Genomic DNA, 26,494 nt, shown 5'->3' with positions numbered 1-26,494 from the left:
CGTCCTAGCCGCTAGGGACAGGACATGGCAATCGCGCGCCTCTCCCTCAGCGATTTTCGCAACCACGCCGACGCCGTGCTCACCCCCGGTCCGGGCTTCGTCGTCCTCACCGGCGAGAATGGCGCGGGCAAGACCAATATCCTCGAGGCGGTATCGCTGCTCGCGCCGGGACGCGGTCTCCGCCGCGCACAGCTTTCCGCGATGGCGCGTCAGGGTGGCAACGGTGCCTTCGGCGTGGCCGCGCGGCTGGAGGGCGAAGTCGAGATCGGCACCGGCACGCGCCCCGACGCGCCCGACCGGCGGCTGGTTCGCGTCAACGGAGCCGGCGCCCCCGCCACGCAGCTTTCCGACTGGCTGACGGTGTTGTGGCTGACCCCGGCGATGGACCGCATCTTCGTCGAGGCCGCGGGCGAACGCCGCCGCTTCCTCGACCGCCTGACGCTCGCGCTGGTCCCCGGCCATGCGCAGCATTCGAGCCGCTACGAAGCCGCGATGCGCGCGCGCAACCGGCTGCTATCAGACAACGCACCCGCCGATCCCGAATGGCTGACTGCGATCGAGACGCAGATGGCCGAACACGGCGCCGCGATCGACACCGCCCGCCGCGACGCGGTGACCGCGCTGGCGGAGCGGCTGGCCGAGCAGCCCGAGGGGCCGTTCGCGCGCGCCGGCCTGTCGCTCGAAGGCTGGAGCGGCGAAGGCGACATGCTCGCGCGCGATCTCGCCGCCGGGCGCGCGCGCGACGCCGCCGCCGGGCGCACGCTCACCGGCCCGCACCGCACCGACCTCGCCGTGACGCATCTCGGCAAGGACCAGCCGGCAGCGCTATGTTCGACCGGCGAGCAGAAGGCGCTGCTCCTCGGCATCGTGCTCGAGCATGCCGAACTCGTCGCGGACCGAGTCGGCCGCAATCCGATCCTGCTGCTCGACGAGGTCGCCGCGCATCTCGACCCCCTCCGCCGCCGCGCGCTGTTCGACCGGCTGGCGGGACGCGGGCAGGTCTGGATGACGGGCACCGAGGCCGGCCTGTTCGACGGACTCCCGCCCGATGCGAGCCGGTATTCGCTGACCAATGGTTCGATCGACGGATAACGTCCCGATAAATGTCTTCGCCACCCCGGACTTGATCCGTGGGCCAGCACGAAACATTAGCCCATGCTCATGCAGCCGGTCGATGGATGCCGGATCAAGTCCGGCATGACGATTGTCGCAATCGCACGCAATTTCTTGACATTGCACCGCAACACGACCATCTGGCGGTCCAAGCGACGTGTCATGCAGCGTGATCGGGTCCCCGGACCTAGGCTCCGCGTCGTCTATTAGCTCAAGCTTCCCAAATCACGCGGGGTGCCATTCTTCCCCGCCCGCCATGCGCCAGAGATGCGCCTGGCGCTGCTGACCATTTCAGGAAATTCATGTCTTTTTCCAAACTCGGCCTCAACCGGTCGCTCGTCGATGCGCTCGCCCAGAAGGGCTATGATACGCCGACGCCGATCCAGGCCCAGTCGATTCCCGCGCTGCTCGAAGGCGACGACCTGCTCGGCATCGCGCAGACCGGCACCGGCAAGACCGCAGCGTTCATGCTGCCGTCGATCCAGCGGCTCGTCGCCGCGAACGAGCGCGTCAAGCCGATGCGCTGCCGCATGCTGATCCTCGCGCCGACGCGCGAACTCGCCAGCCAGATCGCGCAGTCGGCCAAGGAATATGGCCGCTATACCAAGCTGCGCGTTGCAACCGTGTTCGGCGGCGTGCCGATCGCGCGCAACCGCCGCGACCTCGGCTCGGGCGTCGACATCCTCGTCGCCACGCCGGGGCGTCTGCTCGACCTGATCGACCAGAAGTGCCTGGCGCTATCCGATGTCGAGATCCTCGTCCTCGACGAGGCCGACCAGATGCTCGACCTTGGCTTCATTCACGCGCTCAAGCGCATCATCCCGATGCTGCCCAAGGACCGGCAGAGCCTGTTCTTCTCGGCGACGATGCCCAAGGCGATCCGCGATCTCGCCGGTCAGTTCCTCACCGATCCGACCGAGGTGAGGGTCACGCCCGTCGCCTCGACCGCCGAGCGCGTCGAGCAATATGTCACCTTCGTAAACCAGAAGGAAAAGCAGGCGCTCCTCACGCTGTTCCTCGAAAATAACGAGATCGAGCGCGCGCTGATCTTCACCCGCACCAAGCACGGCGCCGACCGAGTCGTGAAGCTGCTCGCCGGCAACGGCATCGAAGCGGTCGCGATCCACGGCAACAAGAGCCAGCCGCAGCGCGAAAAGGCGCTCGGCGCATTCCGGTCGGGCCGGGTCAAGCTACTCGTCGCCACCGACATCGCCGCGCGCGGGATCGATGTGTCGGGTGTCAGCCATGTCATCAACTTCGAACTGCCCAACGTCGCCGAACAATATGTCCACCGCATCGGCCGCACCGCGCGCGCGGGCAATGACGGCATCGCCTTCGCCTTCTGCGCAGAGGATGAGCGCCCCTATCTGCGCGGCATCGAGAAGCTGACGCGGCAGAAGGTCGAGGTCGTACCGCTGCCCGACAATTTCCTCACCGAGGCCGAACGCATCAAGGAAACGCGCGTCGGCCCGGTTCCCGCCGAGCGTCCCGACCGCCCGCGCAAGCCTCGGCAGGACCGCGGTCCGCGCCGCCCGCGCAAGACGCACGACGCGAAGCCCGCGAACGCGCAGCGCAAGCGCCGCCCCGGTGGCGGCCAGCGCCGTCGCGGTAGCAAGTCGCAAGGCTGAGAGCGAATCGACTGACGGGCGCCGCCGTGTGCCCGTCACCACCCATTGCAGCCCTTCCGGTCAGTCGAGCCGTTCGAGGTCGCGCCGCGTCCGCTCCGATTCCTCGGTTCCGGTGTTGAGCGTGGTGGCGGGCTCGAACATCAGCACATGGCATTCGCCCCCCAGCGCCTCGGGCCGGTGCTCCACCCCCGCCGGCACGACGATCAGCTCGCCCGCATCCAGGTCGATATCGCCGTCGCGCAGCCCCATCCGCATGCGGCCGGAAACGACCAGGAACATCTCGTCCTCGTCGTCATGATGATGCCAGTCGAACGCGCCGCGAAACTTCGCGACCTTGACCTGCGCATCGTTCACATCGCCGAGAATACGCGGGTTCCAGGCGTCGTCGAACCGCGAAAAAGCATCGGCCAGATTGATCTTCTTTGGCATGGTGTTCCTTTTCTCCGGTAACGGCTTCGGCGGGTCGGCCGATATGGCTGCGGGGCCGTATTTTGCTTCCCCTTGGCGTGCGCAATTCCTATATGCTTGGCATGGCTACCGACCCCAAGCAGAATGAATATGGCGCGGAATCGATCAAGGTCCTGAAGGGCCTCGACGCGGTCCGCAAGCGTCCCGGCATGTATATCGGCGACACCGACGACGGTTCGGGTCTCCACCACATGGTGTTCGAGGTTTCTGACAATGCGATCGACGAGGCGCTTGCCGGGCATTGCGACCGCATCCTGATCGAACTGAACCCCGACGGCTCTGTCTCGGTCGAGGACAATGGCCGCGGCATTCCGACCGGCATCCACAAGGAAGAAGGCGTTTCGGCGGCCGAGGTCATCATGACCCAGCTCCATGCCGGCGGTAAGTTCGAGAACACCAACGACGGCAATGCCTACAAGGTGTCTGGCGGCCTTCACGGCGTCGGCGTGTCGGTAGTCAACGCGCTGTCCGAATATCTCGATCTGACGATCTGGCGCGACGGTGAGGAGCATTACATGCGCTTCCGCCTCGGCGAGGCAGAGGCGCCGCTGAAGGTCGTCGGCCCGGCCGAAGGGCGCAAGGGAACGCGCGTCACCTTCCTGCCCTCGCCCGACACGTTCAAGATCACCGAATTCGATTTCGACAAGCTCGAACATCGCTACCGCGAACTTGCCTTCCTCAATTCGGGCGTGCGGCTGGTGCTGCGCGACAGCCGGCACGAGGACGTGAAGGAAGTCGAACTCTTCTACGAGGGCGGAATCGCAGCGTTCGTCAAATATCTCGACCGCAACAAGACCGCGATCGTGCCCGAGCCGGTGGCTATCGTCGGCGACAAGGACGATATCGGCATCGACGTCGCGCTCGAATGGAACGACAGCTATTACGAGAACGTCCTGTGCTTCACCAACAACATCCCGCAACGTGACGGCGGCACGCATCTGGCGGCGTTCCGCGCAGCGCTGACGCGCACGATCAACGGCTATGCCGAACGCTCGGGCATGCTGAAGAAGGAAAAGGTCAGCCTGACCGGCGACGACATGCGTGAGGGGCTGACCGCGATCGTGTCGGTCAAGCTGCCCGACCCGAAGTTCAGTTCGCAGACCAAGGACAAGCTCGTCTCTTCCGAAGTGCGCCAGCCGCTCGAAAGCCTGATGGCCGACAAGCTCGCCGAATGGCTCGAGGAAAATCCGCAAAGCGCGAAGATCGTCATTCAGAAGATCATCGACGCCGCCGCGGCGCGCGAAGCGGCACGCAAGGCGCGCGACCTGACGCGGCGCAAGGGCGCGATGGACATTGCCAGCCTGCCCGGCAAGCTCGCCGACTGCCAGGAGCGTGATCCCGCCAAGTCCGAGCTTTTCCTCGTCGAGGGAGATTCCGCCGGAGGCTCTGCCAAGCAGGGCCGCGATCGGCATTTCCAGGCGATCCTCCCGTTGCGCGGCAAGATCCTTAATGTCGAGCGAGCGCGCTTCGACCGGATGCTGTCGTCGAAGGAGATCGGCACGCTGATCCAGGCGATGGGCACGAGCATCGGGCGCGAGGAATTCAACCTCGACAAGCTGCGCTATCACAAGATCGTCATCATGACCGACGCCGATGTCGACGGCGCCCACATCCGCACGCTGCTGCTCACCTTCTTCTATCGCCAGATGCCCGAGATCATCGAGCAGGGGCACCTCTATATCGCGCAGCCGCCGCTGTATAAGGCGATGCGCGGCCGGTCGGAGGTCTATCTGAAGGACGATGCCGCGATGGACGACTATCTCGTCGAAAACGGCGTCGGCGCGACCGTGCTCGAAACCGCGGGCGGCGCGCGCACGGGCGCGGACCTGCGCACCGTCGTCGACCATGCCCGGAGGATGCGCACGCTGATGCGCTATGTCCCGCGGCGTTACGATCCGGCGATCGTCGAAGTGCTGGCGATGGGCGGCGCGCTCGACCCGACGGCAACGCAACAGCAGCGCGCCGACCGGCTCGACTGGGTCGCCAAGCGGCTCGACATGACCGATGACGGCGCCCGCTGGTCGGCCCGCGTGACCGAAGATGGCGGCCTGCACTTCGAACGGCTGTGGCGCGGCGTCACCGATCATCACGTGATCGAGCCGGCCTTCCTCGCCTCTGCCGAGGCGCGCAAGCTGCACGGCCTCGCCTCGGGAGAAGCCGCGAGCTACGAGCATCTCGCCAAGCTGGTGCCGCTGCGCAATGCGTCGTCCGACGACGATGCGGCGGAAGGCGAAGACGAGGCGGTGGTCGCCGGCAAGGGCGAAACGCTGATCGCACGGCCGAGCGAACTGCTGGAGGCGGTGCTGGCGGCGGGGCGCAAGGGCTTGTCGATCCAGCGTTACAAGGGGCTTGGCGAGATGAACGCCGAACAGCTCTGGGAAACGACGCTCGACCCGCAGAACCGTTCGATGCTGAGGGTGGAAATCCAACAGGCCGACGTCGCCGACGAAATCTTCACCCGCCTGATGGGCGACGTCGTCGAGCCGCGCCGCGAATTCATCCAGGAAAACGCGCTGAGCGTCGCCAATCTCGACGTTTGAGCCAAGGTTCGTCGCGCGATATTGATCCCGTCGGGCCGTTGTCCGACGGGATCAATATGCCGATCGGCCAGACCGGTCGCTGGCGCTTGACGATCAATCGCTGCGGGCGTTCTCGCCGTAAACGGGGAATGCGCTGGCCTCGCCGTAATTATCGATAGGCGTGGCGGTCTTAAGCGCTTCCATATCGGCCTCGTCGATCACGAAATCGACCGACGCATTGCTGCGCATATGATCGGGCGACGCGGTCTTGGGTAGTGGAAGCAGCCCCAGTTGCAGGCAATAGCGGATGCAGAGCTGAGGCACGCTGACGCCGTATTTTCCGGCGATCGCGGCAAGCTCCTGATTGTTCAGCACCTCGCCATGACCGAATGGCGAATAGGCCTCGACCAGCACATCCTTGCTCTTCGTATAATCAATGAGCTTGAAAGGCGTGTTGGTGACATGCGCGAGGATCTGGTTGACCGCCGGCTTCACGCTTCCGTTCTCCAGGATATTGTCGAGATCGACCTGCTCGAAGTTCGAAACGCCGATGGCCCGGAGCTTGCCGGCCTGAAGCGCCTCCTCGAGCGCGCGCCACGCTTCGAGATTGCCTTCGAAGAAGTGCTCACCCTTCCGGAACTTGTCCCATGGTTGCGGACTATGAACGATCATCATGTCGATCACGTCCAGTCCCAGCGTCCTGAGCGAACCATCGATCGCATCGCGCGCTTGGCAAAGCGACTTGATCCCTGCGTCAAGCTTGGTGGTGACGAACAGCTCGTCGCGCGGAACGCCGCAATCACGAATACCTTCGCCGACGCCGCGTTCGTTGCCATAGGCCTGCGCCGTGTCGACATGGCGGTAACCGATGCGGATGGCATCACGCACCGCCTGTGCGGCTTTGTCGTCGTCGATCATCCACGTTCCGAGGCCGAGCTTCGGGATCGTGACGCCGCCGGACAGCGCATAGGTTTCTTCGAGAATCATCGCCTTAACCTTCGATTGGACGTTCGCAGATGAGGATATGATCTGATCCGCGCGATAGGCACCGCCGGTCAGTGCTTTTTCGGACCCTTGAGATATTCCTCGTCGCTGACCTTCTCCATCCACTCGACATTCCTGCCGTTCTCATCGGTTTCCTGGATCGCGATATGGGTCATCGCCTCGTGCGGGGTCGCGCCGTGCCAGTGCTTCTTGTCGGCCGGGCACCACAACATGTCACCTTCGTAAAATTCGTGGATCTCGCCATCTTCGAGCGCCGTCCAGCCGACACCCTCGGCCACGATCAGCGTCTGGCCGCGCGGATGCTTGTGCCAGGCGGTGCGTGCGCCAGGTTCGAAATGAACGATCGCACCCGTCACCTTGGACGGGTCTTCGCGCGAAAACTGCCCGGTAATCGTCGCCTTTCCGGTAAAATATTCCTCAGGCCCCTCGACGGTCTTCATATCCTTCTTGCGAGTGATTTCCACAGCTTGCTCCTTTCCTGCGTGTTCTGCTGCAACCGAAACACCACCGCCGAAGACAAGCGCGAACATGGTCATCACGATCATTGGGGTCGCATCCTCGGCTGCCGTTCACCAACCGATGTGGTGTGTGCAGTATCCGGGGATTAGAGGAGGTAATTCGCAAGAGCTTGTGAAAAGGATTCAGTAATGGTGCGCCGGACCGTCAATGACCTGCTCGCCTTTCGGTCGGTGGCGCAGGAACACAGCTTCACGCGGGCAGCGGCGCAGATGGGCCTATCTCCCTCAGCGCTCAGCCATGCGGTGCGAGGTCTGGAGGAGCGCGTCGGAGTCCGGCTGCTCACCCGGACGACACGCAGCGTGTCGCCCACGCAGGCGGGCGAAAGGCTGCTTGCCACCATCGCGCCCCGCTTCGACGAGATCGAAGCGGAGTTGAGCGCCATCGCCGAAATGCGCGATCGGCCGGCCGGCACGATCCGCATCACGACCGGCATTCATGCGGCAGAGACGATTCTTTGGCCGGCATTGGCCAAGTTCCTGCCCACCTTTCCCGATGTGCAGGTGGAAGTGAATGTCGACGCCGGGCTGGTGGACATCGCCGCTCGACAATTCGACGCGGGCATTCGGATGGGCGAGACGCTGGAACAGGACATGATCGCGGTGCCGATCGGGCCGGACATGCGCATGGCGGCTGTCGGGTCGCCAGGCTATTTCGCCGACCGCGATCCGCCACGAACGCCGCATGAGCTTTCGCGGCATAACTGCATCAACCTGCGCTTTCCCACGCTTGGCGGGCTTTACGCCTGGGAGTTCGAAAAGGCAGCGCGCGCACTCAACGTGCGTGTCGAAGGCCAGCTTATCGTCAATGAAATCGCGATGGCCCGTCAGGCGGCAATCGACGGATCGGGCATCGCATACCTCCCCGAAGACTATATCGCCGAGCCAGTCGCGTCGGGATACCTTATGCGTGTGCTCGAAGACTGGTGCCCGCCCTTTTCGGGCTATCACCTCTATTATCCCAGCCGCCGCCAGCAATCGCAGGCATTTGCGCTGCTCGTCGATGCCTTGTGCTTCACCGGCGCCTGAAGCCGTGCGATTCTCGTCACGGCTCGCGCGCCGATCCACGGGCCTGATGATTCGCGCTGTAGGAAAATGGTGCCCAGAAGAGGACTCGAACCTCCACGGCCACAAAGGCCGCCAGCACCTGAAGCTGGTGCGTCTACCAATTCCGCCATCTGGGCACGGGGTAGGCGGCGCGCTCTAGGGTAGCAGCGATGGTGTTGTCAATCCTGCTTTCGAAACTCCATGTCGGTGCTTGCCGTTTGTGCCTGCAACAGGCATTTGGCGGGGCGACAGCAAAGAGGCGACGATGAAGAACAAGCTGGTTACGATATTCGGCGGCGGCGGATTCCTGGGGCGCTATGTCGTGCAGGATCTGCTGGCAGCGGGCGCGCGCGTGCGCATCGCTCAGCGCGATCCGCGCGATGCATGGTATCTGAAGCCGCTCGGCGGGCTGGGACAAACGCAGTTCATCGCCGCAGACATCACGCGCCCCGAAACCGTGGAGCGCGCGGTTGCCGGTGCCGACGGCGTGGTCAACCTGGTCGGCATCCTGTCGGGCGACTTCGAGAAATATCATGTCGACGGTGCGCGAAACGTGGCCGAAGCCGCGGCCGCTTCGGGCGCCGAATCGCTGGTCCACATCTCGGCGATCGGCGCCGATGCCGATTCGCCTTCCGCCTATGGCCGTTCGAAGGCCGAGGGCGAAGCCGCGGTACGCAAGGCATTCGCCAATGCGACGATCCTACGCCCGTCGATCGTATTCGGGCGCGAGGACCAGTTCATCAACCGCTTCGCCCGCATGATTTCGTCGGCGCCGATCGTGCCGGTGCTGCGCGGCCCGACGCGGTTTCAGCCGATTTATGTCGCCGATGTCGCGGCCGCCGTCGTCAAGGCGCTTGGCGATCCGGAGGCTTATGGCGGACGCGTCTTCGAACTCGGCGGCCCCGACATTCTGACGATGGACGCGCTGATCCGCTGGATAGCGAAGACGATCGGCCGCGATCCGGCGATCGTCGATGTCCCTGACGGGCTTGGTTCGATGCTCGCCTCGCTGCCCGGAACGCCGATCACGCGCGACCAGTGGCAGATGCTGCTGCGTGACAATGTAGTGGCACAGGACACCGCCGGGGTAACCGAGCTCGGCATAACGCCGACGCCGCTTGCCACGGTAGCGCCGGGCTGGCTGGTCCAGTATCGCCGCCATGGACGGTTCGGCCGCAAAGAACACGCCTGAGCCACTTTTCCTTCTACCTAGCGCGAGCGGCCCGGCGTCTCCGGGCGCCGAGGGGACCGCATGACCGAACTTCTGACCATCATCCTGCTTGGTATCGTCGAGGGGGTGACCGAATTTCTGCCGGTTTCCTCGACCGGACACCTCATCCTTGCCGGCGCGCTACTCGGCTTTCAGGGCGAGGGATCGGGAACGTTCGAGATCGTGATCCAGCTCGGCGCGATCCTCGCGGTAATCGTGCTGTACTGGAAACGCTTCTGGGCGGTCGCGGTCGGGCTGCTCGGCCGCGAAGGCGATGCCATCCTGTTCACCCGCAACATCCTGCTCGCCTTTCTGCCATCGGCGGTCATCGGCGTGTTCGTGTACAAAGGCGTGAAGGCACTGCTGACGAGCCCGTCGGTCGGGCCGCTGGTCGTCTCGATCGCGCTGATCGTCGGCGGCATCGCGATCCTGGTGATCGAAAAACTGGTCAAGGAACCCGAAGCGCACGAGGTCGAGGCGATGACCTGGAAGACCGCGCTCGGCATCGGCATCGTTCAATGCCTCGCGATGATCCCGGGCGTCAGCCGGTCGGGCGCGACGATCATGGGCGCGCTGAGCCTGGGCGTCGATCGCAAGACCGCTGCCGAATTCAGCTTCTTCCTCGCAGTGCCGACGATGATCGCGGCTTCCGGATACGACCTGTTGAAGAGCCACGCATCGCTTGGCGAGAGCGGGTGGCTGGCCATCGCATTGGGATTTGTGGTCTCGTTCGTCGTCGCCATGCTCGTCATCCGTTGGTTCATGACCATCGTCACGCGCCACGGCTTCGCCCCCTTCGCCTGGTACCGTATCGCGATCGGCGGTGCCGCGCTGATATGGCTGCTGTCGATATAGGTCCGGTTCGGCCCATTAAATTTGCGGCGAGCCGCGCCGCCTGAGAAATTCCGCGCAATTATCTTGCGGAATAGGTAAGTTTTGCTGTCTCACTTGCAGCTTTTCCCGTGACTCTGGCGGCTGCGCGCGCTATGCGGCGCACCATCCAGCAGCAATGGGGACCTCATGGCGGACGCGACGCTCAAATTTGTCGGTACGGAGCAAGCCTATCCGGATAAGCGCGATCCGGGTGCGCGTGCAGGCGATTTCAAGGAGATTGCCGAGCGCTATGCCGTCGACAGGGCCGAGGAACAATCGGGGCGCTGCTCGCAGTGCGGCGTGCCCTATTGCTCGGTCCACTGTCCGCTGCACAACCATATCCCCGACTGGCTGCGCCTGACCGCAGAGGGCCGGTTGCGCGAAGCCTATGAGCTGTCCAACAGCACTTCGACCATGCCCGAGATCTGCGGCCGCATCTGCCCGCAGGATCGGCTGTGCGAGGGCAATTGCGTCATCGAGTTTTCCGGCCATGGTGCGGTCACCATCGGATCGGTCGAGAAGTTCATCACCGACACCGCCTGGGAAGAGGGCTGGGTCGAACCCGTCGTGCCCGGGCCCGAACGCAGCCAGTCGGTCGGTGTGATCGGCGCCGGGCCGGCCGGCCTGACGGCCGCCGAATATATGCGCGTTCTGGGATATGAGGTCCATGTCTATGACCGGCATGACCGCGCGGGCGGGCTGCTGACCTATGGCATCCCCGGCTTCAAGCTCGAAAAGGAAGTGGTGATGCGCCGCGTCCAGCGACTGAAGGACGGCGGCATCGTTTTCCACGAAAGTTTCGAGGTCGGCCGCGACGCGACGATGGACGAATTGCGCGACCGCCATGACGCGCTGCTTGTCGCCACGGGCGTGTACAAGCCCCGCGCCATCAAGGCGCCCGGCATCGGCAGCAACGGCGTTGTCGAGGCGCTCGACTTTCTGACGGCGTCGAATCGCAAGGGTTTTGGCGACACCGTCGCCGAATTCGAGGATGGCAGCCTGAACGCCGCCGGCAAGAATGTCGTCGTCATCGGCGGCGGCGACACGGCGATGGACTGCGTCCGCACCGCCGTCCGCCAGGGCGCGAAATCGGTGAAATGCCTCTATCGCCGCGACCGCGCCAACATGCCCGGATCGCAGCGCGAGGTCGGCAATGCCGAGGACGAAGGCGTCGAGTTCGTCTGGCTGTCGGCACCGCAGGCGTTCGACGCCGATGACCGGGTCACCGCCGTGCGCGCTACGCGGATGCGGCTGGGCGCCGCCGATGCGAGCGGTCGACGCGCGCCCGAACCCGAGCCCGACAGCGACTTCACCGTGCCCGCCGACCTGGTGGTAAAGGCGCTCGGTTTCGATGCCGAAGACCTGCCAAAGCTTTTCGGTGCACCCGATCTCGGCGTCACGCGCTGGGGTACGCTGCGCGTCGATAACAAGACGATGATGACGAGCATGGACGGCGTGTTCGCTGCCGGCGACATCGTCCGCGGGGCCAGTCTGGTCGTGTGGGCGATCCGCGACGGTCGCGATGTCGCCGACCACATGCACGCCTGGCTGAAGGCCAAGGCGACATCGGAGAGGAAAGCCGCATGACTATCGTGAAAACTCTTATGCCTGCGCTTGCGCTGATGGCGCCGCTGCCGCTCCACGCACAGACGGCTTCCGCCGACGCGCAGACGAGCGCCGCTGCCGCGGTCGATCCCGCGCGTCTTGCCGCCGCGCAGAAGCTGCTCGGCGAGATGATGCCGCCCGAGCGGCGTCAGGCCATGGTCGAGGGGATGCTGAGGCCGATGATGGCAAATATTCAGCGAGGCATCATGCAGAGTCCGCAGATCGACTCCGCGCTTCAGTCAAACCCTCAGGCGAAGCCGATCCTTCAGAACTATATGAAGGCCCAGATGGAGCAGGCGATCACGATGCTTCGCGAGAACATGCCAGGCATGGTCGACGCGATCGCGCATGCCTATGCGCGCCGCTTCGATGCCAAACAGCTCGCCGATCTGCGGAAGTTCTTCGCCACGCCGACCGGCAAGGCCTATCTGGAAAAGTCGATAACGATCATGAGCGATCCCGACGTCGCCGCGTGGCAGCAGAAACTGATGAAACAGTCGATGCAGCATGCCCAGCAGGACACCAAGGACCTCGTCGCCAAGCTGAAGGCGGCGAATTCGAAGAACGGTAGCCAATGAACGAAACCGAACGCCTCCGCCTTGCCCGTGAGGGCATGTATCGTCCCGAATTCGAATCCGATGCCTGCGGCGTCGGGCTCGTTGCCTCGACCGATGGGCGCGCCTCGCGCCGCGTCGTTTCCTCGGCGATCGACGCATTGCGCGCCGTGTGGCACCGCGGCGCAGTCGATGCCGATGGCAAGACCGGCGACGGCGCAGGGCTGCATGTCGATCTGCCGCACCGCTTTTTCGACGACGCGATCGATTCGTCGGGGCACAAGGTGCTGCCCAACCGCCTCGCGGTCGGCATGGTCTTCCTGCCGCGCACCGATCTTAATGCGCAGGAAAGCTGCCGCACGATCGTCGAATCGGAACTGATCGACGCGGGCTACACCATCTATGGCTGGCGCCAGGTGCCAGTCGACGTCTCGGTCATCGGCCGCAAGGCGCAGGAGACACGGCCCGAGATCGAGCAGATCATGATCGCCGGGCCGATGCCCGAGGAGATGGACTGCGCCGAGTTCGAAAAGGAGCTCTATCTCGTCCGCCGCCGGATCGAGAAGCGCGTTATCGCGGCCCAGATTTCGGGCTTCTACATCTGCTCGCTCAGCTGCCGCTCGATCATCTACAAGGGGCTGTTCCTCGCCGAGAGCCTGTCGGACTTCTACCCCGACCTCAACGACGAGCGGTTCGAGAGCCGCGTCGCGATTTTCCACCAGCGCTATTCGACCAACACCTTTCCGCAATGGTGGCTGGCGCAGCCGTTCCGCTGCCTCGCGCACAATGGCGAAGTCAATACGATCCGCGGCAACCGCAACTGGATGCTCAGCCACGAGATCAAGATGGCCTCGATCGCGTTCGGCGAGCATTCGGAGGACATCAAGCCGGTGATCCCGGCGAGCGCGTCCGACACCGCCGCTCTCGATGCGGTGTTCGAGGCAATCTGCCGCTCCGGCAAGGACGCGCCGACGACCAAGCTGATGCTGATTCCCGAGGCATGGGGCGGGCAGGACGACATGCCCGAGGCGCACCGCGCGATGTACCAGTATCTCGCCAGCGTCATGGAGCCGTGGGACGGGCCGGCGGCGCTCGCGATGACCGACGGCCGCTGGGCGGTTGCCGGGCTAGACCGCAACGCGCTGCGTCCGCTGCGCTATACACGCACCAATGACGGGCTGCTGATCGTCGGGTCGGAGACCGGCATGGTCGTCGTTCCCGAATCGAACGTGCTCGAAAAGGGTCGGCTCGGCCCGGGCCAGATGGTCGCGGTCGATCTCGACGAAGGCGCGGTGTTCCACGACCGCGAATTGAAGGACCGCATTGCCGGAGAGGCCGATTATGCCTCGATGATCGGCAACTTCCTGACCGTCGAAGACCTTCCCGAGGCGCCTTCCTACGCCACGGTGCGCTTCGACCGCGCTGAGCTGGCGCGGCGGCAGGTCGCGGCGGGACAGACGCTGGAGGATATGGAGCTGATCCTCTCGCCGATGGTCGAACAGGGCAAGGAAGCGGTCGGATCGATGGGCGACGACACGCCGCTCGCCGTCGTGTCGGACAAGCCCCGGCTGATCAGTCAGTTCTTCCGCCAGAATTTCAGCCAGGTCACCAACCCGCCGATCGACAGCCTGCGCGAGCGCCATGTGATGTCGCTCAACACGCGGTTCGGCAATCTCGACAATATCCTCGATTCGCACAAGCGACCGGGCAAGGTGCTGGTGCTCGATTCGCCAGTGCTGACCGGTGCCGAATGGGCACGGCTGAAGGCGCATTTCGAGGGACAGGCGGCCGAGATCGACTGCACGTTCGAAGCCGGCGCCGGGCACGAATCGCTGCGCGCGGCTATCCAGCGCATCCGCGCGCAGGCCGAACAGGCCGTGCGCGAGGGCCGTTCCGAACTGTTCCTGACCGACGAACATATCGGCCCCGACCGCGTCGCGATTCCTGGCGTGCTGAGCGCGGCTGCCGTTCACACGCATCTCGTGCGGCGTGGCCTTCGTTCCTATGCCTCGATCAACGTGCGCACCGCCGAATGCCTCGACACGCATTATTACGCCGTGCTGATCGGCGTCGGCGCGACGACTGTGAACGCCTATCTGACCGAAGCGGCGATCGTCGACCGGCATGAGCGTGGCCTGTTCGGCGACCTCTCGCTCGACGAATGTCTCAGGCGCCATCGCACCGCGATCGGTGACGGCCTTTTGAAGATCATGTCGAAAATGGGGATCGCGGTGATCTCCAGCTATCGCGGCGGCTATAATTTCGAAGCGGTCGGGCTCAGCCGCGCGCTGGTCAACGACCTGTTCCCGGGCATGCCGGCAAAGATTTCGGGCGAGGGTTATGCCTCGCTCTACGTCAACGCCAGCGACCGCCACGAAGCCGCGTTCGACAAGGCGGTGGCGACGCTGCCCATCGGCGGCTTCTATCGCCAGCGCTACGGCGGCGAGACGCATGCCTATTCGGCGCAGCTGATGCACCTGTTGCAGACTGCGGTCGGCACCGACAGCTATTCGAGCTATCTGCAATTTTCGCGCGGGGTGCGCGACCTGCCGCCCGTTTATCTCCGCGACCTGATGGAGTTCAATTTCCCCGACGAAGGCGTGCCGATCGACCAGGTCGAGGCGATCACCGAAATCCGCAAGCGCTTCGTCACGCCGGGCATGAGCCTGGGCGCGCTGAGCCCGGAAGCGCACGAGACGCTGGCGATCGCGATGAACCGGATCGGCGCCAAGGCGGTGTCGGGCGAAGGCGGCGAGGACAAGAGCCGCTACACGCCTTACGAAAATGGCGACAACGCCAATTCGGTCATCAAGCAGATCGCGAGCGGGCGCTTCGGCGTGACCGCCGAATATCTGAACGCGTGCGAGGAAATCGAGATCAAGGTCGCGCAGGGCGCCAAGCCCGGCGAGGGCGGCCAGCTTCCCGGGTTCAAGGTCACCGAATTCATCGCCAAGCTGCGCCACGCGACGCCGGGCGTGATGCTGATTTCGCCGCCGCCGCACCACGATATCTACTCGATCGAGGATCTTGCGCAGCTCATCTACGATCTGAAGCAGATCAACCCCAAGGCGCGGGTCTGCGTGAAGCTGGTATCGAGCGCCGGCATCGGCACCGTCGCGGCCGGCGTCGCGAAGGCGCATGCCGACGTCATCCTCGTCTCGGGCAATACCGGCGGCACCGGCGCCAGCCCGCAGACCAGCATCAAATATGCCGGCACGCCGTGGGAAATGGGGCTGAGCGAGGTCAACCAGACGCTGACGCTCAACAATCTGCGCGGTCGCGTGCGGTTGCGCACCGATGGCGGACTGAAGACGGGGCGCGACATCGTCATCGCCGCGATCCTCGGCGCCGAGGAATTCGGCATCGGCACGCTCAGCCTTGTCGCAATGGGCTGCATCATGGTGCGCCAATGCCATTCGAACACCTGCCCCGTCGGCGTATGCGTGCAGGACGAGCGGCTCCGCGCCAAGTTCACCGGGACGCCCGAAAAGGTCATCAACCTGATGACCTTCATCGCCGAAGAGGTCCGCGAAATCCTTGCCCGGTTGGGCTGCAAGAGCCTCGACGAGGTGATCGGCCGTACCGAGCTGCTGCGCCAGGTCAGCCGCGGCGCCGAGCATCTCGACGATCTCGACCTCAACCCGATCCTCGCCAAGGTCGATGCCGAAGATGCCGAACGGCGCTTCAGCCTCAACACCTTCCGCAACGAGGTACCCGACAGCCTCGATGCGCAGATGATAAAGGACGCAGCCGCCGTCTTCACGCGCGGCGAGAAGATGCAGCTGACCTATAGCGTGCGCAACACGCACCGCGCGGTCGGCACAAGGCTGTCGAGCGAGATCACGCGCAAGTTCGGAATGCAGAAGCTCGCCGACGGCCATGTTCAGGTCCGTCTGCGCGGGTCGGCGGGCCAATCGCTCGGCGCGTTCCTGTGCAAGGGCATCACGCTGGAGGTCTTCGGCGACGCCAACGACTATGTCGGCAAGGGGCTGTCCGGCGGTACGATCATCGTCCGCCCGGTGGTCAGTTCGCCGCTCGCCAGCCAGGACAATACGATCATCGGCAACACCGTGCTCTACGGCGCCACCGCCGGGCGGCTGTTCGCGGCCGGTCAGGCGGGCGAGCGCTTCGCCGTCCGCAATTCGGGCGCGCATGTCGTGGTCGAAGGCTGCGGCGCCAATGGCTGCGAATATATGACCGGGGGCTATGCCGTCGTGCTCGGCAAGGTCGGATCGAATTTCGGCGCGGGCATGACCGGCGGCATGGCGTTCGTGTACGACGCCGATGGCAGCTTCGAACGCCGCGCGAACCCGGACAATATCGTTTGGCAGCGATTGTCGTCGCTCCACTGGGAATCGGTGCTCAAGAACCTGATCAGCGACCATGCGCAGGCAACCGACAGCAAATGGGCGGCCGAACTGCTCGACGACTGGGACAAGGTGCGCGGGGCGTTCTGGCAGGTCGTGCCGAAAGAAATGCTCGGCCGGCTGCCGCATCCGCTCGACGATGCCGAAGCGGTCGTCGCCGCGGAATAGGCGAAGGCTTCCACAGGCGAGTCTGCGCCGCTAAAGCGGGATGCGATGTGGCAACTTCATCAATTCCCGCTCTGCCCCTTCTCGCGCAAGGTCCGGCTGCTGCTCGCTGAAAAGGGCGTCGGTTACGAACCGGTGCGCGAATTTCCGTGGGAACGGCGCGACGAGTTCCTCGACATCAATCCCGCCGGCCAGACGCCGGTGATGATCGGTGATCGCGGTACGCGGCTGATCGATTCGGTCGCGATCTGCGAATATTTCGAGGAGACGGTCGAAAAATCGGTGATGCTTGGCGGCACTGCCGCCGACCGCGCCGAAATCCGTCGGCTCGTCGCGTGGTTCGACACGCAATTCTACCGCGACATCACCGCCCCGCTGCTGCAGGAACGGATGGAAAAGCGCATCGTCCACCGCGCGGCGCCCGATGCCCGGTTGCTGCGCGAGGCGATGAAGGCCGCCGTCGCGCATCTCGACTATATCGATTATCTGCTCGATCACCGCTCGTGGCTCGGCGGATCGACGATGAGCCTTGCCGATCTGGCCGCCGCGGCCCAGATTTCGGTGGCCGATTATCTGGGCGGCATCGACTGGAAGAGTCACGAACAGGCCAAGCGCTGGTATATCGGCATGAAGAGCCGCCCGACGATGCGCCCGCTGCTCGCCGAGCGGATGGTGGGGATTACGCCGCCTGCGGATTACGAAAAGCTCGACCTGTAACAAGGGAGACCGGCAAACGATGCTCGAACATGTACCGCGCTGGCTGGGACAGGCGATCAAGGGCCTGCGCGCTGGTGCAGACCAGCTCGTCATCACCCGGCCCGAACTCGGCAGTTTCGACGCGATTCGCCTGGCCAGCCCAGCCTTTGCCAATGGTGCGCGGCTGCCCGAACGCTTCACCGCCGATGGCGAAGGCGTATCACCGCCGCTGTTCTGGACGGGGGTTCCAGAGGGTACCGAGCGGATCGCGCTGATCGTCGAGGATGCCGACGCCCCCGCGCCCAGACCGCTGGTCCACGCCGTGGTATGGAACCTGCCGGGCAGCGACGGCGAGCTGAAGGAAGGCGCGATCCGCGAGGACGGCGCGCAGGGCAACGATGAGCGGGACGTCGGCCGCAACAGCTATTTCGGCGAAGGCTGGCTGCCACCCGATCCGCCGACCGGACACGGCGTCCACACCTATGCCTTTCAGATCTTCGCGCTCGGCCAATGCCCCGATGCCGGTGCAAATCCCGGGCGGTCCGCGGTGGTCAAGGCGATGGCAGGTTGTGTGCTGGCGGCCGGCGTGCTGACCGGCACCTATTCGCGCGGCGAACGCGCGCCGGCCGGCACCACCAGCGCAAAGGCGGCCATACCTACCCGTTGACGACCATCCCGCCATTGGGGTGGAGCACCTGCCCCGACATGTAGCTGGCATCCTCGCAGGCGAGGAAAAGAAACGCCGGCGCGACCTCGTTCGGCTGGCCGGGACGGCCCATCGGCGTGCCTTCTCCGAAATGCTTCAGCTTTTCCCTGCTTGCGCCTCCGCTCGGGTTGAGCGGCGTCCAGATCGGTCCCGGCGCGACCGCGTTCACACGAATCCCGTCGTCGATCAGGTTTTCCGAAAGGCTGCGCGTGAACGCGGTAATCGCGCCCTTTGTCGAGGAATAATCGAGCAACTCCTTCGAACCCTTGTACATCGTCACCGATGTGCAGTTGACGATGGCCGCACCCTCTTTCAGATGCGGGCGCACCGCCTGCGTCAGAAAGAACATCGCGAAGATGTTGGTCTGAAAGGTGCGGCGAAGCTGCTCTTCGGTAATGTCGATGATGTCCTGATCGGGATGCTGTTCGCCGGCATTGTTGACGAGAATGTCGATACGGCCGAATTCGGCCATCACCTTCGCGGCGACCTCCTTGCAAAAGCCGTCCTCGCCCAGATCTCCGGCGAGAAGCAGCGCGCGGCGGCCTTCGTCGCGAACGATTTCCGCGGTCTTTTCGGCATCGTCATGTTCGCACAGATAGACGATCGCGACATCGGCGCCCTCGCGCGCATAGAGCGCGGCGACGGCACGGCCGATGCCGCTGTCGGCACCGGTGACGATGGCGACCTTGCCTTCCAGCCGGCCGGAGCCGCGATAGCGCGGCTCCCAGTCGGGCTTTTGGCTCAACCCGCTCTCATGGCCGGGCAGGCCGTCTTCGTGGATCATGTCGATGGTGTCGGGGTCGCTCATGTCGGTCCTCCTGCGAACGCGTTGGGATCGCTACGGAAAACCGATCGGGCGACAGTCCTGTTCCCGGTAACAGGGCCGGCGAACCGGCGAATGCGCCCGGCAGTGGCCGGGGCGCGGCAGGGCTCAGCCGATCAGTGGCGAGCCCTGCGTAGCACTGGCGAGGATCATGACGGCGGTCAGGCCGAACGATGCGAAGCCGATTACAAGCGAGCGGATCATGGCGTGTCTCCGAAGCTGGGTTGGCGTTGTTTCGATCAGGCGATCGGGATGACGGGGGTCGCAGCGGCGACGAGCAGCGCGGTGGCGAATACGGCGCCGGCAAAGGCGACGAGCGAACGCTGGGCGGTTTCGAACTGAGCAAACATTGGTGTATCTCCCTGGTCTGTTTCCATCGACCGGACCATCCGGCGTGGATGCCAGAGACATTGCATCAGGCGTGCCAGTTCTACATCATGCTGATATTGAACGACTTTTATTTTTAAGCTTGGTGGGTTCGGAATTTCACGCCAATTCCGTGTTGTAATTTTTCCGGCAAATTAGGAAAATTCACCTAGTCGAGGTGCAGGCAGTTCCGTCCCTCGAGCTTGGCCCGGTACAACAACTCGTCCGCGCGCTGAAAAACTTGCGCGAACGTCTCGCCGCTACCGATCTCGGTCAGGCCGGCCGAAACGGTGATTTCGCCAAGCGGTTCGTGCGTTTCACGCTGGCGATAGCGCTTTGCGGCGATCGCCTGCCGCGCGGATTCGATGATCTCTTTCGCCCGCGCGGAGCCAACACCGCTCAGAAGCACCGCAAACTCCTCGCCGCCATAGCGAGCGACGAGGTGTCCCGAACAGCTTTCGGCCAATTGCGCACCGATCGCGCGGAGCACCCGGTCGCCGACGGCGTGGCCGAACCGATCGTTGACGTCCTTGAAATGATCGACGTCGCAAACGGCGAGACAGGCGCTACTGTCGGTCGCGTCCAGTTCGGCGAATGCCTCTTCGAAGGCACGCCGGTTGGGCAACTCGGTCAGCGGATCGCGCCGCGCATTGTCCTGCGCCTCTTCCAGCTGCGAGCGCAGGTCGGCAGCTTCGCGGGTCGCCGCCTCCAGCCGGCCCTCGGCAATTTCGACCCGTTCAACCATGTTGGCGGCGATTTCGACGATATTGTCGACCGTGATCCGGCCCGTCTCCGCGCTGCTTTCACGCAGCGCCGCGGTACTCGCCTCGATATCCTTGCCGAAATCGGCCGTTTCGCTGCGCATCCGGTGAACCATATCCTCGAACCCGGCGACCTGCATCTGCGCCTGTGCAACGAGTTTTCGGCCCAGTTCGGCTCCGTTGCCCGCCCGCGTGCCGTCAATCTGGTGGCCAAGCGATTCGACTTCTTCGCGCGTCAGTCGGATGCCGCCGTCGGTCAGCCGTGCGACGGCCTTGGCCAGCGCTCCTTCGGGATCGCTCAGGACATGATATGCAAAGGTGTAATTCGCCGGATTGGGTTGCAGGCGCTGGTCGCGAAGGAACGCGCCGATCCGGTCGAACAGGTCTGCCGCCGGTTCCGCGCGATCATTGCTGGCCGGACGCCAAGCAAGCATTGCCACCCTTTCCCCAAGACAGTCCTGCGCGCCGCCTTGCGGATGCGCAGCTCCAGTTGAGCACCGGCTACCGCCAAACTGCTAAGATCGGGTGAGCGACTATTTCATTCTTTGGAAAGCATAAGCAGGGGGCGCACGGCCGAAACGAGGTGCGTCCGCCGGTTACCGCGGATGATCGGCGCGCCATTTGCGAACCGCGGCCAGCGTGCCCGTGATATGGCCTGCGGGGCTCATATCGGAATGCGCGTAGATGATCGTGCCATCGGGGGCGATGACATAGCTGGTCCGGTCGGTGACCGCACGTTCAACGCCTTCCGGCGTCTTGAATGTCTGGCCGAGCGAAACGTCGTAATCGGCGATTACTTTTGGCGAGGCGTTGGCCACGGCGAACTTGCCGGCGCAATGCGCGGTCGAGAATTTCTTCAACTGTGGCACCGAGTCCGCGGACATGCCGATCACCGTCGCTCCCGCCGCCTTGAACTTGTCGATCGACTGCGCGAACGCCTTGGCCTCGGCATTGCAGCCACCGGTGAATGCCGCCGGGAAGAAATACAGGACCACCGGCCCTTTCTTGAGCTGTTCGGCAAGATGGAGGTGGAACGACTTTCCGGCGATGGCACCGTCGGTCGTGAAATCAGGTGCGCGTGCGCCTTCGTTCAAGGCGGCGTAAGCCGGCGCGGCGAGCGGAAGGGCCAGTGCGGCGAGAAACAGCGGAAGGCGCATCGTCATTCTCCGGTAACGGCGATCAACGCGTCAACGCGATACCCAGACGGGCATGCGTGTCGGCGACACGGTAATCATCCAGCGCTTCACCATAGCCGGTGAATGCCTGTCCGAACAGGTAGAAGCCGGTTCCCGCCCCCAGATCGACGAGCGGATAGGATACGAACAGCTCACCGCTTCCCTTGCCGGTGACGGGGTTGCCACGCGCATGTAGCGCGACCTTCAACCCGTCTTCCTGCTCGATCGACGCGCCCAGGCCGGTATAGCCCCAATAATCGCCGATCCGTTCCTGGCGAGAGAGCTTGCCGACATAGAGCCACGCCTCGGGCGACAATTCGGCTTGCCAGTCGCCGCCGAGATCGAACCGCTTGGACGCGCGGATGAAAATCCGGTTCACATCGACCGAAGCGATCCCGCCGCGCCCGTTCGAATCGTGGCGATAACCTGCTGCGGCAACCAGATCGTCGCCGACGGCGCGCTCGTAATAGAGTTCGGGGCTGTAGATCGTCGCGCGAAACGGACCCGAGGGTTCGTCGACCGCCCAGAACATCGTCTGGGTATAGGCGAAGCGCACGCCGTCGAGCGCGCCCGTGCCTTCGAACGGCCGAAAGGCGAAGCTTATCTGCAACTTGCCGCCCGCATCGTTCAAACCGAACGCGCCATAGGTCGGCTCGTGCGGCGCGAACCGATCGAGAATGCCGGACGATGCGCCGGTTGACGACAACATGGTGGTTTCGGCGGCAGCGGCCGACCCGCGTGGAGGGGCTTTGGCAACAGCCTGCGCCGGCACGTAGCGCAGCTTCGCAAATCCGCCCGGCGCTATGGTGGGCGCTGCGCCCGGCGCCCTGTCGAGAGTAAGCCGCGTACCATCGGCTGCGGTGACCGTGATCCGCGCAGGCGGCGTTGCGGGCTCCGCCGCATCGCCTTCGTTGACGAAATAGATGTCGACGCCGTCGGCGGCAGCGGCGGCGCTTGCCGGTTGTTCGGGAACGACGCGCACCTGCGCGGCTACCGGCGAGGCGAATGCGAGCGCAGCGAGCGCAAAAGCGGCTTGCGGATTCATGCCAGCATGTCTGGCAATGCAATGTGACAATCGCCGGTCATTCTTCCCCCTTGCAGTCCATAACCCCGCCCCCTTCGGGTCGCCGCGAGCATAGCCAGCGCGTGTGCACTGCGATAGGGACACGGGAACCATGACGATAACCCCTTCCGACCGCGTCCTCGCCGAACAGCTCGCCGATGCCGCGCGCGCCGCGATCCGCCCCTATTTCCGCGCCGAACATGGGCTGGAGACCAAGGCCGACGACTCGCCCGTCACGCTCGCCGACAAGGCGGCCGAAGCAGCGATGCGCAGCCTGATCGTCGCCGAACGACCGCGCGACGCCATCGTCGGCGAAGAGGAAGGCGAGCGAGAGGGATCGAGCGGCCGGACCTGGGTTCTCGACCCGATCGACGGCACGCGCGCCTTTATCGCCGGGCGGCCGATCTTCGGCACGCTGATCGCACTGCTCGACGATGGATGGCCGGTCCTGGGGGTGATCGACCAGCCGATCCTGGACGAACGCTGGATCGGGATGGCGGGGCAAGGCACGACCTTCAACGGCAAGCCCGCGAAGAGCCGGGCGTGCCGCGAACTATCCCAGGCATTGCTGGCGACGACCTCTCCGGCGCTGTTCGGCGACGGCCAGCTTCACGCCTTCGAACATCTCGACGCCAAGGTACGCAGCACCGTGCTCGGCGGCGACTGTTACAACTATGCCTGCCTCGCGTCCGGCCATCTCGATATCGTCGTAGAGGCAGGGCTGAAACTCTATGACTTCGCCGCACTCGTGCCCGTGATCGAAGGCGCCGGCGGCCGGATGTGCGACTGGTCGGGCGACCCGCTGCACGCGGGGAGCAACGGAGAAGTGATCGCCGCGGGCGATGCGGCGCGGATCGATGACATCCTGGAGGCGCTCGCCTGCCGCGGGCATTGATGACCTAGCGCTTGCGCCGCGTCGGCGCGTGGAAATCGGGCGGCTTGTCGGCAATCCAGTCGAGGAAGCGAACGATCTCGGCATGATCGCGCAGCGCGGTCAGGTCGCCACCCCCGAACCGCTCGAGCTCGGCGTTGGTGAAGCTTGCATGGATCGTGCGGTGGCAGATCGGATGAACCGCTACCGTCCTCCGCCCGCCCCGGCTCTTCGGCACGCCATGGTGCCATTCGACACGCGCACCAAGCGGTCGCCGACAAAGCGCGCAACGTTCGGGCTCGGGCGCCGCGATTTGCAGACGATCGGCTTCGGCGAGCATCCGCTTGCGGCGGACGCGCCCGCTCATCTGTCCTTCATGGCCTCGATCAGCTTCTTGACCTCCTGCGAACGGCCGCGCGGCAGGACGAGGATATCGTCGCCGCTCGCCACCACGATAAGGTCGCGGACCCCGACCATCGCGATTCGCGCGCCGTCACTGCGAGCAAGGCAGTTCTCGGTATCGATCGCGATCACTTCTCCCGAACAGGCATTGCCGCCGGCATCATGTTCGCTCAGCGCATGGAGCGCGTCCCAGCTGCCGACATCGCTCCAGCCCATGCTGACCGGCACCACCGCCACGCGCTCCGCCCTTTCCATCACCGCATAATCGATCGAATCGGCGGGCGATGCGGCAAAGGCATCGGCATCGGGATAGATCCGCTTGCCCTCGCGCCTCGCCTTGTCCATCGCCTGCTGTGCAGCGACGACCATGTCCGGCTGATAGGTCGAAAGCGCGCCAAGATAGATATCGGCGCGAAACAGGAAAATGCCGCCGTTCCAGACATGATCGCCCGCTGCAAGCATCGCCTCCGCGCGCTCGCGGTCGGGCTTCTCGACGAATTGACGGACCTTACACACACCGGGCGCCAGTTCGTCGCCGACCGCGATATACCCATAGCCGGTTTCGGGCGATTCGGGCCCGATCCCGAAGGTGACCAGCCAACCCTGTTCGACGAGCGGCAACGCTTTGGCGATCGCCGCTCGAAAGGCATCAGCATCGGCAATGACATGGTCGGACGGCATGACGAGGATCGGCGTGCTGTCGCCCCCTGCCGCGATTGCCGCCAGCGCGATTGCGGGCGCGGTGTTGCGCCCCATCGGCTCGAGCACCAGCGCCTGCGCATCGGCCTCCACATCGCGCAACTGTGCCTCGATCGTATCGGCATGGCGCGCATTGGCGACGACAATGGGTCTCGCGAAACGCTCCGCATCGCCGGTCCGGCCCGCCGTCAGTTGCAGCATCGTCGCGTCGGCGGTCAGCGGCAGCAATTGCTTGGGTCGTTCGGGCCGGGACATCGGCCACAACCGCGTTCCGGTGCCGCCCGACAGAATGACAGGTGTAATGATAGACGACATCCCGGCTCCTTTGATACGAGCAGTTAGGGGCAGGCGATCGACCGCGTCAAACCAAGAATTGTCGGCCCTTCGCCCGCATTGTTCAGTATTTCTTTGCCAATTTTTGTCACAGCCGTTCCTGTGTCGGTGAATTTTACACCAGGGAAGGTCGCGGACGGATGATCAGGCTGTTCAAGCACTACGTCCCCAATGCCGTGCTGCTGCTCGGTCTGCTCGATATTACCCTGCTCGTCGCGGCGGCAGAGGCGGGCTGGGTGATCCGTGCGAGCCAGATCGGCATGCAGACCGAACCGATCTACACCCGCATTCCGCAGTTGCTGAGTTTTGCGGTAGCGCTCGAACTCGCGATGATCGCGGTCGGCGTGTACGGCGCCGACGCCCTGCAATCGCTGCGCTTCGCGACGGCGCGCCTGCTGGTTGCGGTGTCGCTCGGCACGACGTTTCTCAGCCTGATATTCTTCCTGGTACCCGCCCTTACCTTCTGGCGGTCGAACCTGCTCTACGCGATGGCGCTCGCATTCGTGCTGCTGGTGCTGCTGCGCATCCTGCTCGGCAAGACGCTGGGTAGCCAGGCCTTCAAACGTCGCGTCGTCGTGCTCGGCGCAGGGCCAAGGGCTGCGCGAATCAAGCAGTTGTCGCGGACGCCCGGCGCCGGGTTCGTCGTCGTCGGCTATGTCTCGATGAACGAGGCCAACCGCATCATCCCCGAAGCGATCGCGCGCGATGCGATCTATAACCTTGCCGACCATGTCGTCCTGCTCAACGCCTCCGAAGTCGTCCTCGCGCTCGAGGAACGCCGCAATGCGTTGCCGCTCAAGGACCTGTTGCGGGTCAAGACCACCGGCGTTCACGTCAACGAGATCTCGACCTTTCTCGAGCGCGAGACGGGGCGCGTCGACCTCGACAGCGTCAATCCGAGCTGGCTGATCTTTTCCGACGGGTTCTCGTCGAGCCGCATGTTGTCGAGCATGTTCAAGCGGCTGTTCGACGTCCTGGCCAGCCTGACGCTTCTGACGCTCGCACTGCCGTTGATCCTGCTGACGGCGCTGGTCGTCAAGATCGACAGCAAGGGACCTGCCTTCTACCGCCAGCGCCGCGTGGGGCTGTACAATGTCGGATTCGACATCATCAAGCTGCGCTCGATGCGGATCGACGCCGAAACGCCGGGCAAGGCGGTATGGGCCGAAAAGGACGATCCGCGCATCACCCGGGTGGGCCGGTTCATCCGCAAGACGCGCATCGACGAGCTGCCGCAGTGCTGGAGCGTGCTGAAGGGCGAGATGAGCTTTGTCGGCCCCCGTCCCGAGCGCCCGCAATTCGTCGACGATCTCGAACAGAAGCTGCCCTATTATGCCGAGCGGCACATGGTGAAGCCGGGAATTACCGGCTGGGCGCAGATCAACTATCCTTACGGCGCGTCGATCGAGGATTCGCGGCAGAAGCTCGAATATGACCTTTATTACGCGAAGAACTACTCGCCCTTTCTCGACCTGCTGATCCTGCTCCAGACGATCCGGGTCGTGCTGTTCCCCGAAGGCGCGCGCTGAG

The 26,494-nt window shown here is 64.4% G+C and carries 22 protein-coding genes and 1 tRNA gene; 13 read left to right on the top strand and 10 right to left on the bottom strand.

Annotated features, from left to right (window positions below):
• The first annotated feature begins 24 nt into the window (after positions 1 to 24).
• Both recF and J7S20_RS11995 read left to right on the top strand, forming a co-directional pair.
• Entirely contained in the window at positions 25 to 1,092 is a 1,068-nt protein-coding gene (gene recF / locus J7S20_RS12000; protein ID WP_284054459.1) for a DNA replication/repair protein RecF, read from the top strand.
• A gap of 323 nt (positions 1,093 to 1,415) precedes the next feature.
• Positions 1,416 to 2,741 (top strand): DEAD/DEAH box helicase, encoded by a 1,326-nt coding sequence (locus tag J7S20_RS11995; protein WP_284054458.1) that lies wholly within the window; start codon positions 1,416 to 1,418, stop codon positions 2,739 to 2,741.
• Positions 2,742 to 2,801: 60 nt separating this feature from the next.
• On the opposite strand, the gene J7S20_RS11990 is transcribed toward J7S20_RS11995, so the two are convergent.
• Positions 2,802 to 3,170, bottom strand: a complete 369-nt coding sequence (locus J7S20_RS11990; protein WP_284054457.1) for a cupin domain-containing protein — start codon at positions 3,168 to 3,170, stop codon at positions 2,802 to 2,804.
• A 101-nt stretch (positions 3,171 to 3,271) separates the two neighbouring features.
• Between J7S20_RS11990 and gyrB the strand changes: the two genes are divergently transcribed.
• Positions 3,272 to 5,749 carry a DNA topoisomerase (ATP-hydrolyzing) subunit B gene (gene gyrB / locus J7S20_RS11985; RefSeq protein ID WP_284054456.1) on the top strand — a complete coding sequence of 826 codons (2,478 nt, stop codon included), beginning with the start codon at positions 3,272 to 3,274 and terminating at the stop codon, positions 5,747 to 5,749.
• Positions 5,750 to 5,842: 93 nt separating this feature from the next.
• On the opposite strand, the gene J7S20_RS11980 is transcribed toward gyrB, so the two are convergent.
• Positions 5,843 to 6,715, bottom strand: a complete 873-nt coding sequence (locus J7S20_RS11980) for an aldo/keto reductase (RefSeq protein WP_284054455.1) — start codon at positions 6,713 to 6,715, stop codon at positions 5,843 to 5,845.
• Positions 6,716 to 6,783: 68 nt separating this feature from the next.
• Positions 6,784 to 7,197 (bottom strand): (R)-mandelonitrile lyase, encoded by a 414-nt coding sequence (locus J7S20_RS11975; protein ID WP_284054454.1) that lies wholly within the window; start codon positions 7,195 to 7,197, stop codon positions 6,784 to 6,786.
• Positions 7,198 to 7,380: 183 nt separating this feature from the next.
• Between J7S20_RS11975 and J7S20_RS11970 the strand changes: the two genes are divergently transcribed.
• A complete protein-coding gene (locus tag J7S20_RS11970; protein ID WP_284054453.1) occupies positions 7,381 to 8,277 on the top strand; it encodes a LysR family transcriptional regulator in 897 nt (298 codons plus the stop codon).
• Between the two features lie 67 nt (positions 8,278 to 8,344).
• Here the strand turns inward: J7S20_RS11970 and J7S20_RS11965 are convergent.
• A tRNA-Leu gene (locus tag J7S20_RS11965) sits at positions 8,345 to 8,432 on the bottom strand.
• Between the two features lie 128 nt (positions 8,433 to 8,560).
• Here J7S20_RS11965 and J7S20_RS11960 point away from each other — a divergent pair.
• From J7S20_RS11960 to J7S20_RS11930, 7 genes are all read left to right on the top strand, one after another.
• Entirely contained in the window at positions 8,561 to 9,487 is a 927-nt protein-coding gene (locus J7S20_RS11960; protein ID WP_284054452.1) for a complex I NDUFA9 subunit family protein, read from the top strand.
• A 60-nt stretch (positions 9,488 to 9,547) separates the two neighbouring features.
• Positions 9,548 to 10,360: an undecaprenyl-diphosphate phosphatase gene (locus J7S20_RS11955; RefSeq protein ID WP_284054451.1), complete on the top strand. Its 813-nt coding sequence runs from the start codon at positions 9,548 to 9,550 to the stop codon at positions 10,358 to 10,360.
• A gap of 165 nt (positions 10,361 to 10,525) precedes the next feature.
• Complete coding sequence (locus J7S20_RS11950; RefSeq protein ID WP_284054450.1) at positions 10,526 to 11,965, top strand: NAD(P)-dependent oxidoreductase; 1,440 nt, start codon at positions 10,526 to 10,528, stop codon at positions 11,963 to 11,965.
• Positions 11,962 to 12,561, top strand: coding sequence for a DUF2059 domain-containing protein (locus J7S20_RS11945; RefSeq protein WP_284054449.1), 600 nt, complete (start codon positions 11,962 to 11,964; stop codon positions 12,559 to 12,561). Before J7S20_RS11950 ends, J7S20_RS11945 begins: the two co-directional genes overlap by 4 nt.
• Positions 12,558 to 17,072 carry a glutamate synthase large subunit gene (gene gltB / locus J7S20_RS11940; RefSeq protein WP_284054448.1) on the top strand — a complete coding sequence of 1,505 codons (4,515 nt, stop codon included), beginning with the start codon at positions 12,558 to 12,560 and terminating at the stop codon, positions 17,070 to 17,072. Before J7S20_RS11945 ends, gltB begins: the two co-directional genes overlap by 4 nt.
• Positions 17,073 to 17,117: 45 nt before the next feature.
• Positions 17,118 to 17,786: a glutathione S-transferase family protein gene (locus J7S20_RS11935; protein WP_284054447.1), complete on the top strand. Its 669-nt coding sequence runs from the start codon at positions 17,118 to 17,120 to the stop codon at positions 17,784 to 17,786.
• A 19-nt stretch (positions 17,787 to 17,805) separates the two neighbouring features.
• On the top strand, positions 17,806 to 18,432 hold the full coding sequence (locus tag J7S20_RS11930; RefSeq protein ID WP_284054446.1) for a YbhB/YbcL family Raf kinase inhibitor-like protein: 627 nt from the start codon (positions 17,806 to 17,808) through the stop codon (positions 18,430 to 18,432).
• Here J7S20_RS11930 and J7S20_RS11925 read toward each other — a convergent pair.
• From J7S20_RS11925 to J7S20_RS11910, 4 genes are all read right to left on the bottom strand, one after another.
• Positions 18,422 to 19,279, bottom strand: a complete 858-nt coding sequence (locus J7S20_RS11925) for an SDR family oxidoreductase (protein WP_284054445.1) — start codon at positions 19,277 to 19,279, stop codon at positions 18,422 to 18,424. The two genes, J7S20_RS11930 and J7S20_RS11925, sit on opposite strands and share 11 nt — an antisense overlap.
• A gap of 550 nt (positions 19,280 to 19,829) precedes the next feature.
• Positions 19,830 to 20,855 carry a GGDEF domain-containing protein gene (locus tag J7S20_RS11920; protein ID WP_284054444.1) on the bottom strand — a complete coding sequence of 342 codons (1,026 nt, stop codon included), beginning with the start codon at positions 20,853 to 20,855 and terminating at the stop codon, positions 19,830 to 19,832.
• A 162-nt stretch (positions 20,856 to 21,017) separates the two neighbouring features.
• Positions 21,018 to 21,584, bottom strand: a complete 567-nt coding sequence (locus J7S20_RS11915) for a peroxiredoxin (protein ID WP_430980940.1) — start codon at positions 21,582 to 21,584, stop codon at positions 21,018 to 21,020.
• A 16-nt stretch (positions 21,585 to 21,600) separates the two neighbouring features.
• On the bottom strand, positions 21,601 to 22,641 hold the full coding sequence (locus J7S20_RS11910) for a phospholipase A (protein ID WP_284054443.1): 1,041 nt from the start codon (positions 22,639 to 22,641) through the stop codon (positions 21,601 to 21,603).
• Positions 22,642 to 22,771: 130 nt separating this feature from the next.
• On the opposite strand from J7S20_RS11910, the gene hisN reads away from it, so the two are divergent.
• Entirely contained in the window at positions 22,772 to 23,554 is a 783-nt protein-coding gene (hisN, locus tag J7S20_RS11905; protein ID WP_284054442.1) for a histidinol-phosphatase, read from the top strand.
• A 4-nt stretch (positions 23,555 to 23,558) separates the two neighbouring features.
• Here hisN and J7S20_RS11900 read toward each other — a convergent pair whose 3' ends face one another.
• Entirely contained in the window at positions 23,559 to 23,870 is a 312-nt protein-coding gene (locus J7S20_RS11900; protein ID WP_284054598.1) for an HNH endonuclease, read from the bottom strand.
• 23 nt (positions 23,871 to 23,893) lie between these two features.
• A complete protein-coding gene (locus tag J7S20_RS11895; protein ID WP_284054441.1) occupies positions 23,894 to 24,946 on the bottom strand; it encodes a mannose-1-phosphate guanylyltransferase/mannose-6-phosphate isomerase in 1,053 nt (350 codons plus the stop codon).
• A gap of 158 nt (positions 24,947 to 25,104) precedes the next feature.
• On the opposite strand from J7S20_RS11895, the gene J7S20_RS11890 reads away from it, so the two are divergent.
• Positions 25,105 to 26,493: a TIGR03013 family XrtA/PEP-CTERM system glycosyltransferase gene (locus J7S20_RS11890; protein ID WP_284054440.1), complete on the top strand. Its 1,389-nt coding sequence runs from the start codon at positions 25,105 to 25,107 to the stop codon at positions 26,491 to 26,493.
• Position 26,494 lies beyond the last annotated feature (1 nt).

It is taken from the genome of Stakelama marina (assembly GCF_018122655.1).
In the GTDB taxonomy this organism is placed as follows: Bacteria; Pseudomonadota; Alphaproteobacteria; order Sphingomonadales; family Sphingomonadaceae; genus Sphingomonas; species Sphingomonas marina.
Note: the sequence above shows the minus strand (reverse complement) of the source record. Positions and strands in the feature narration are given on the sequence as shown.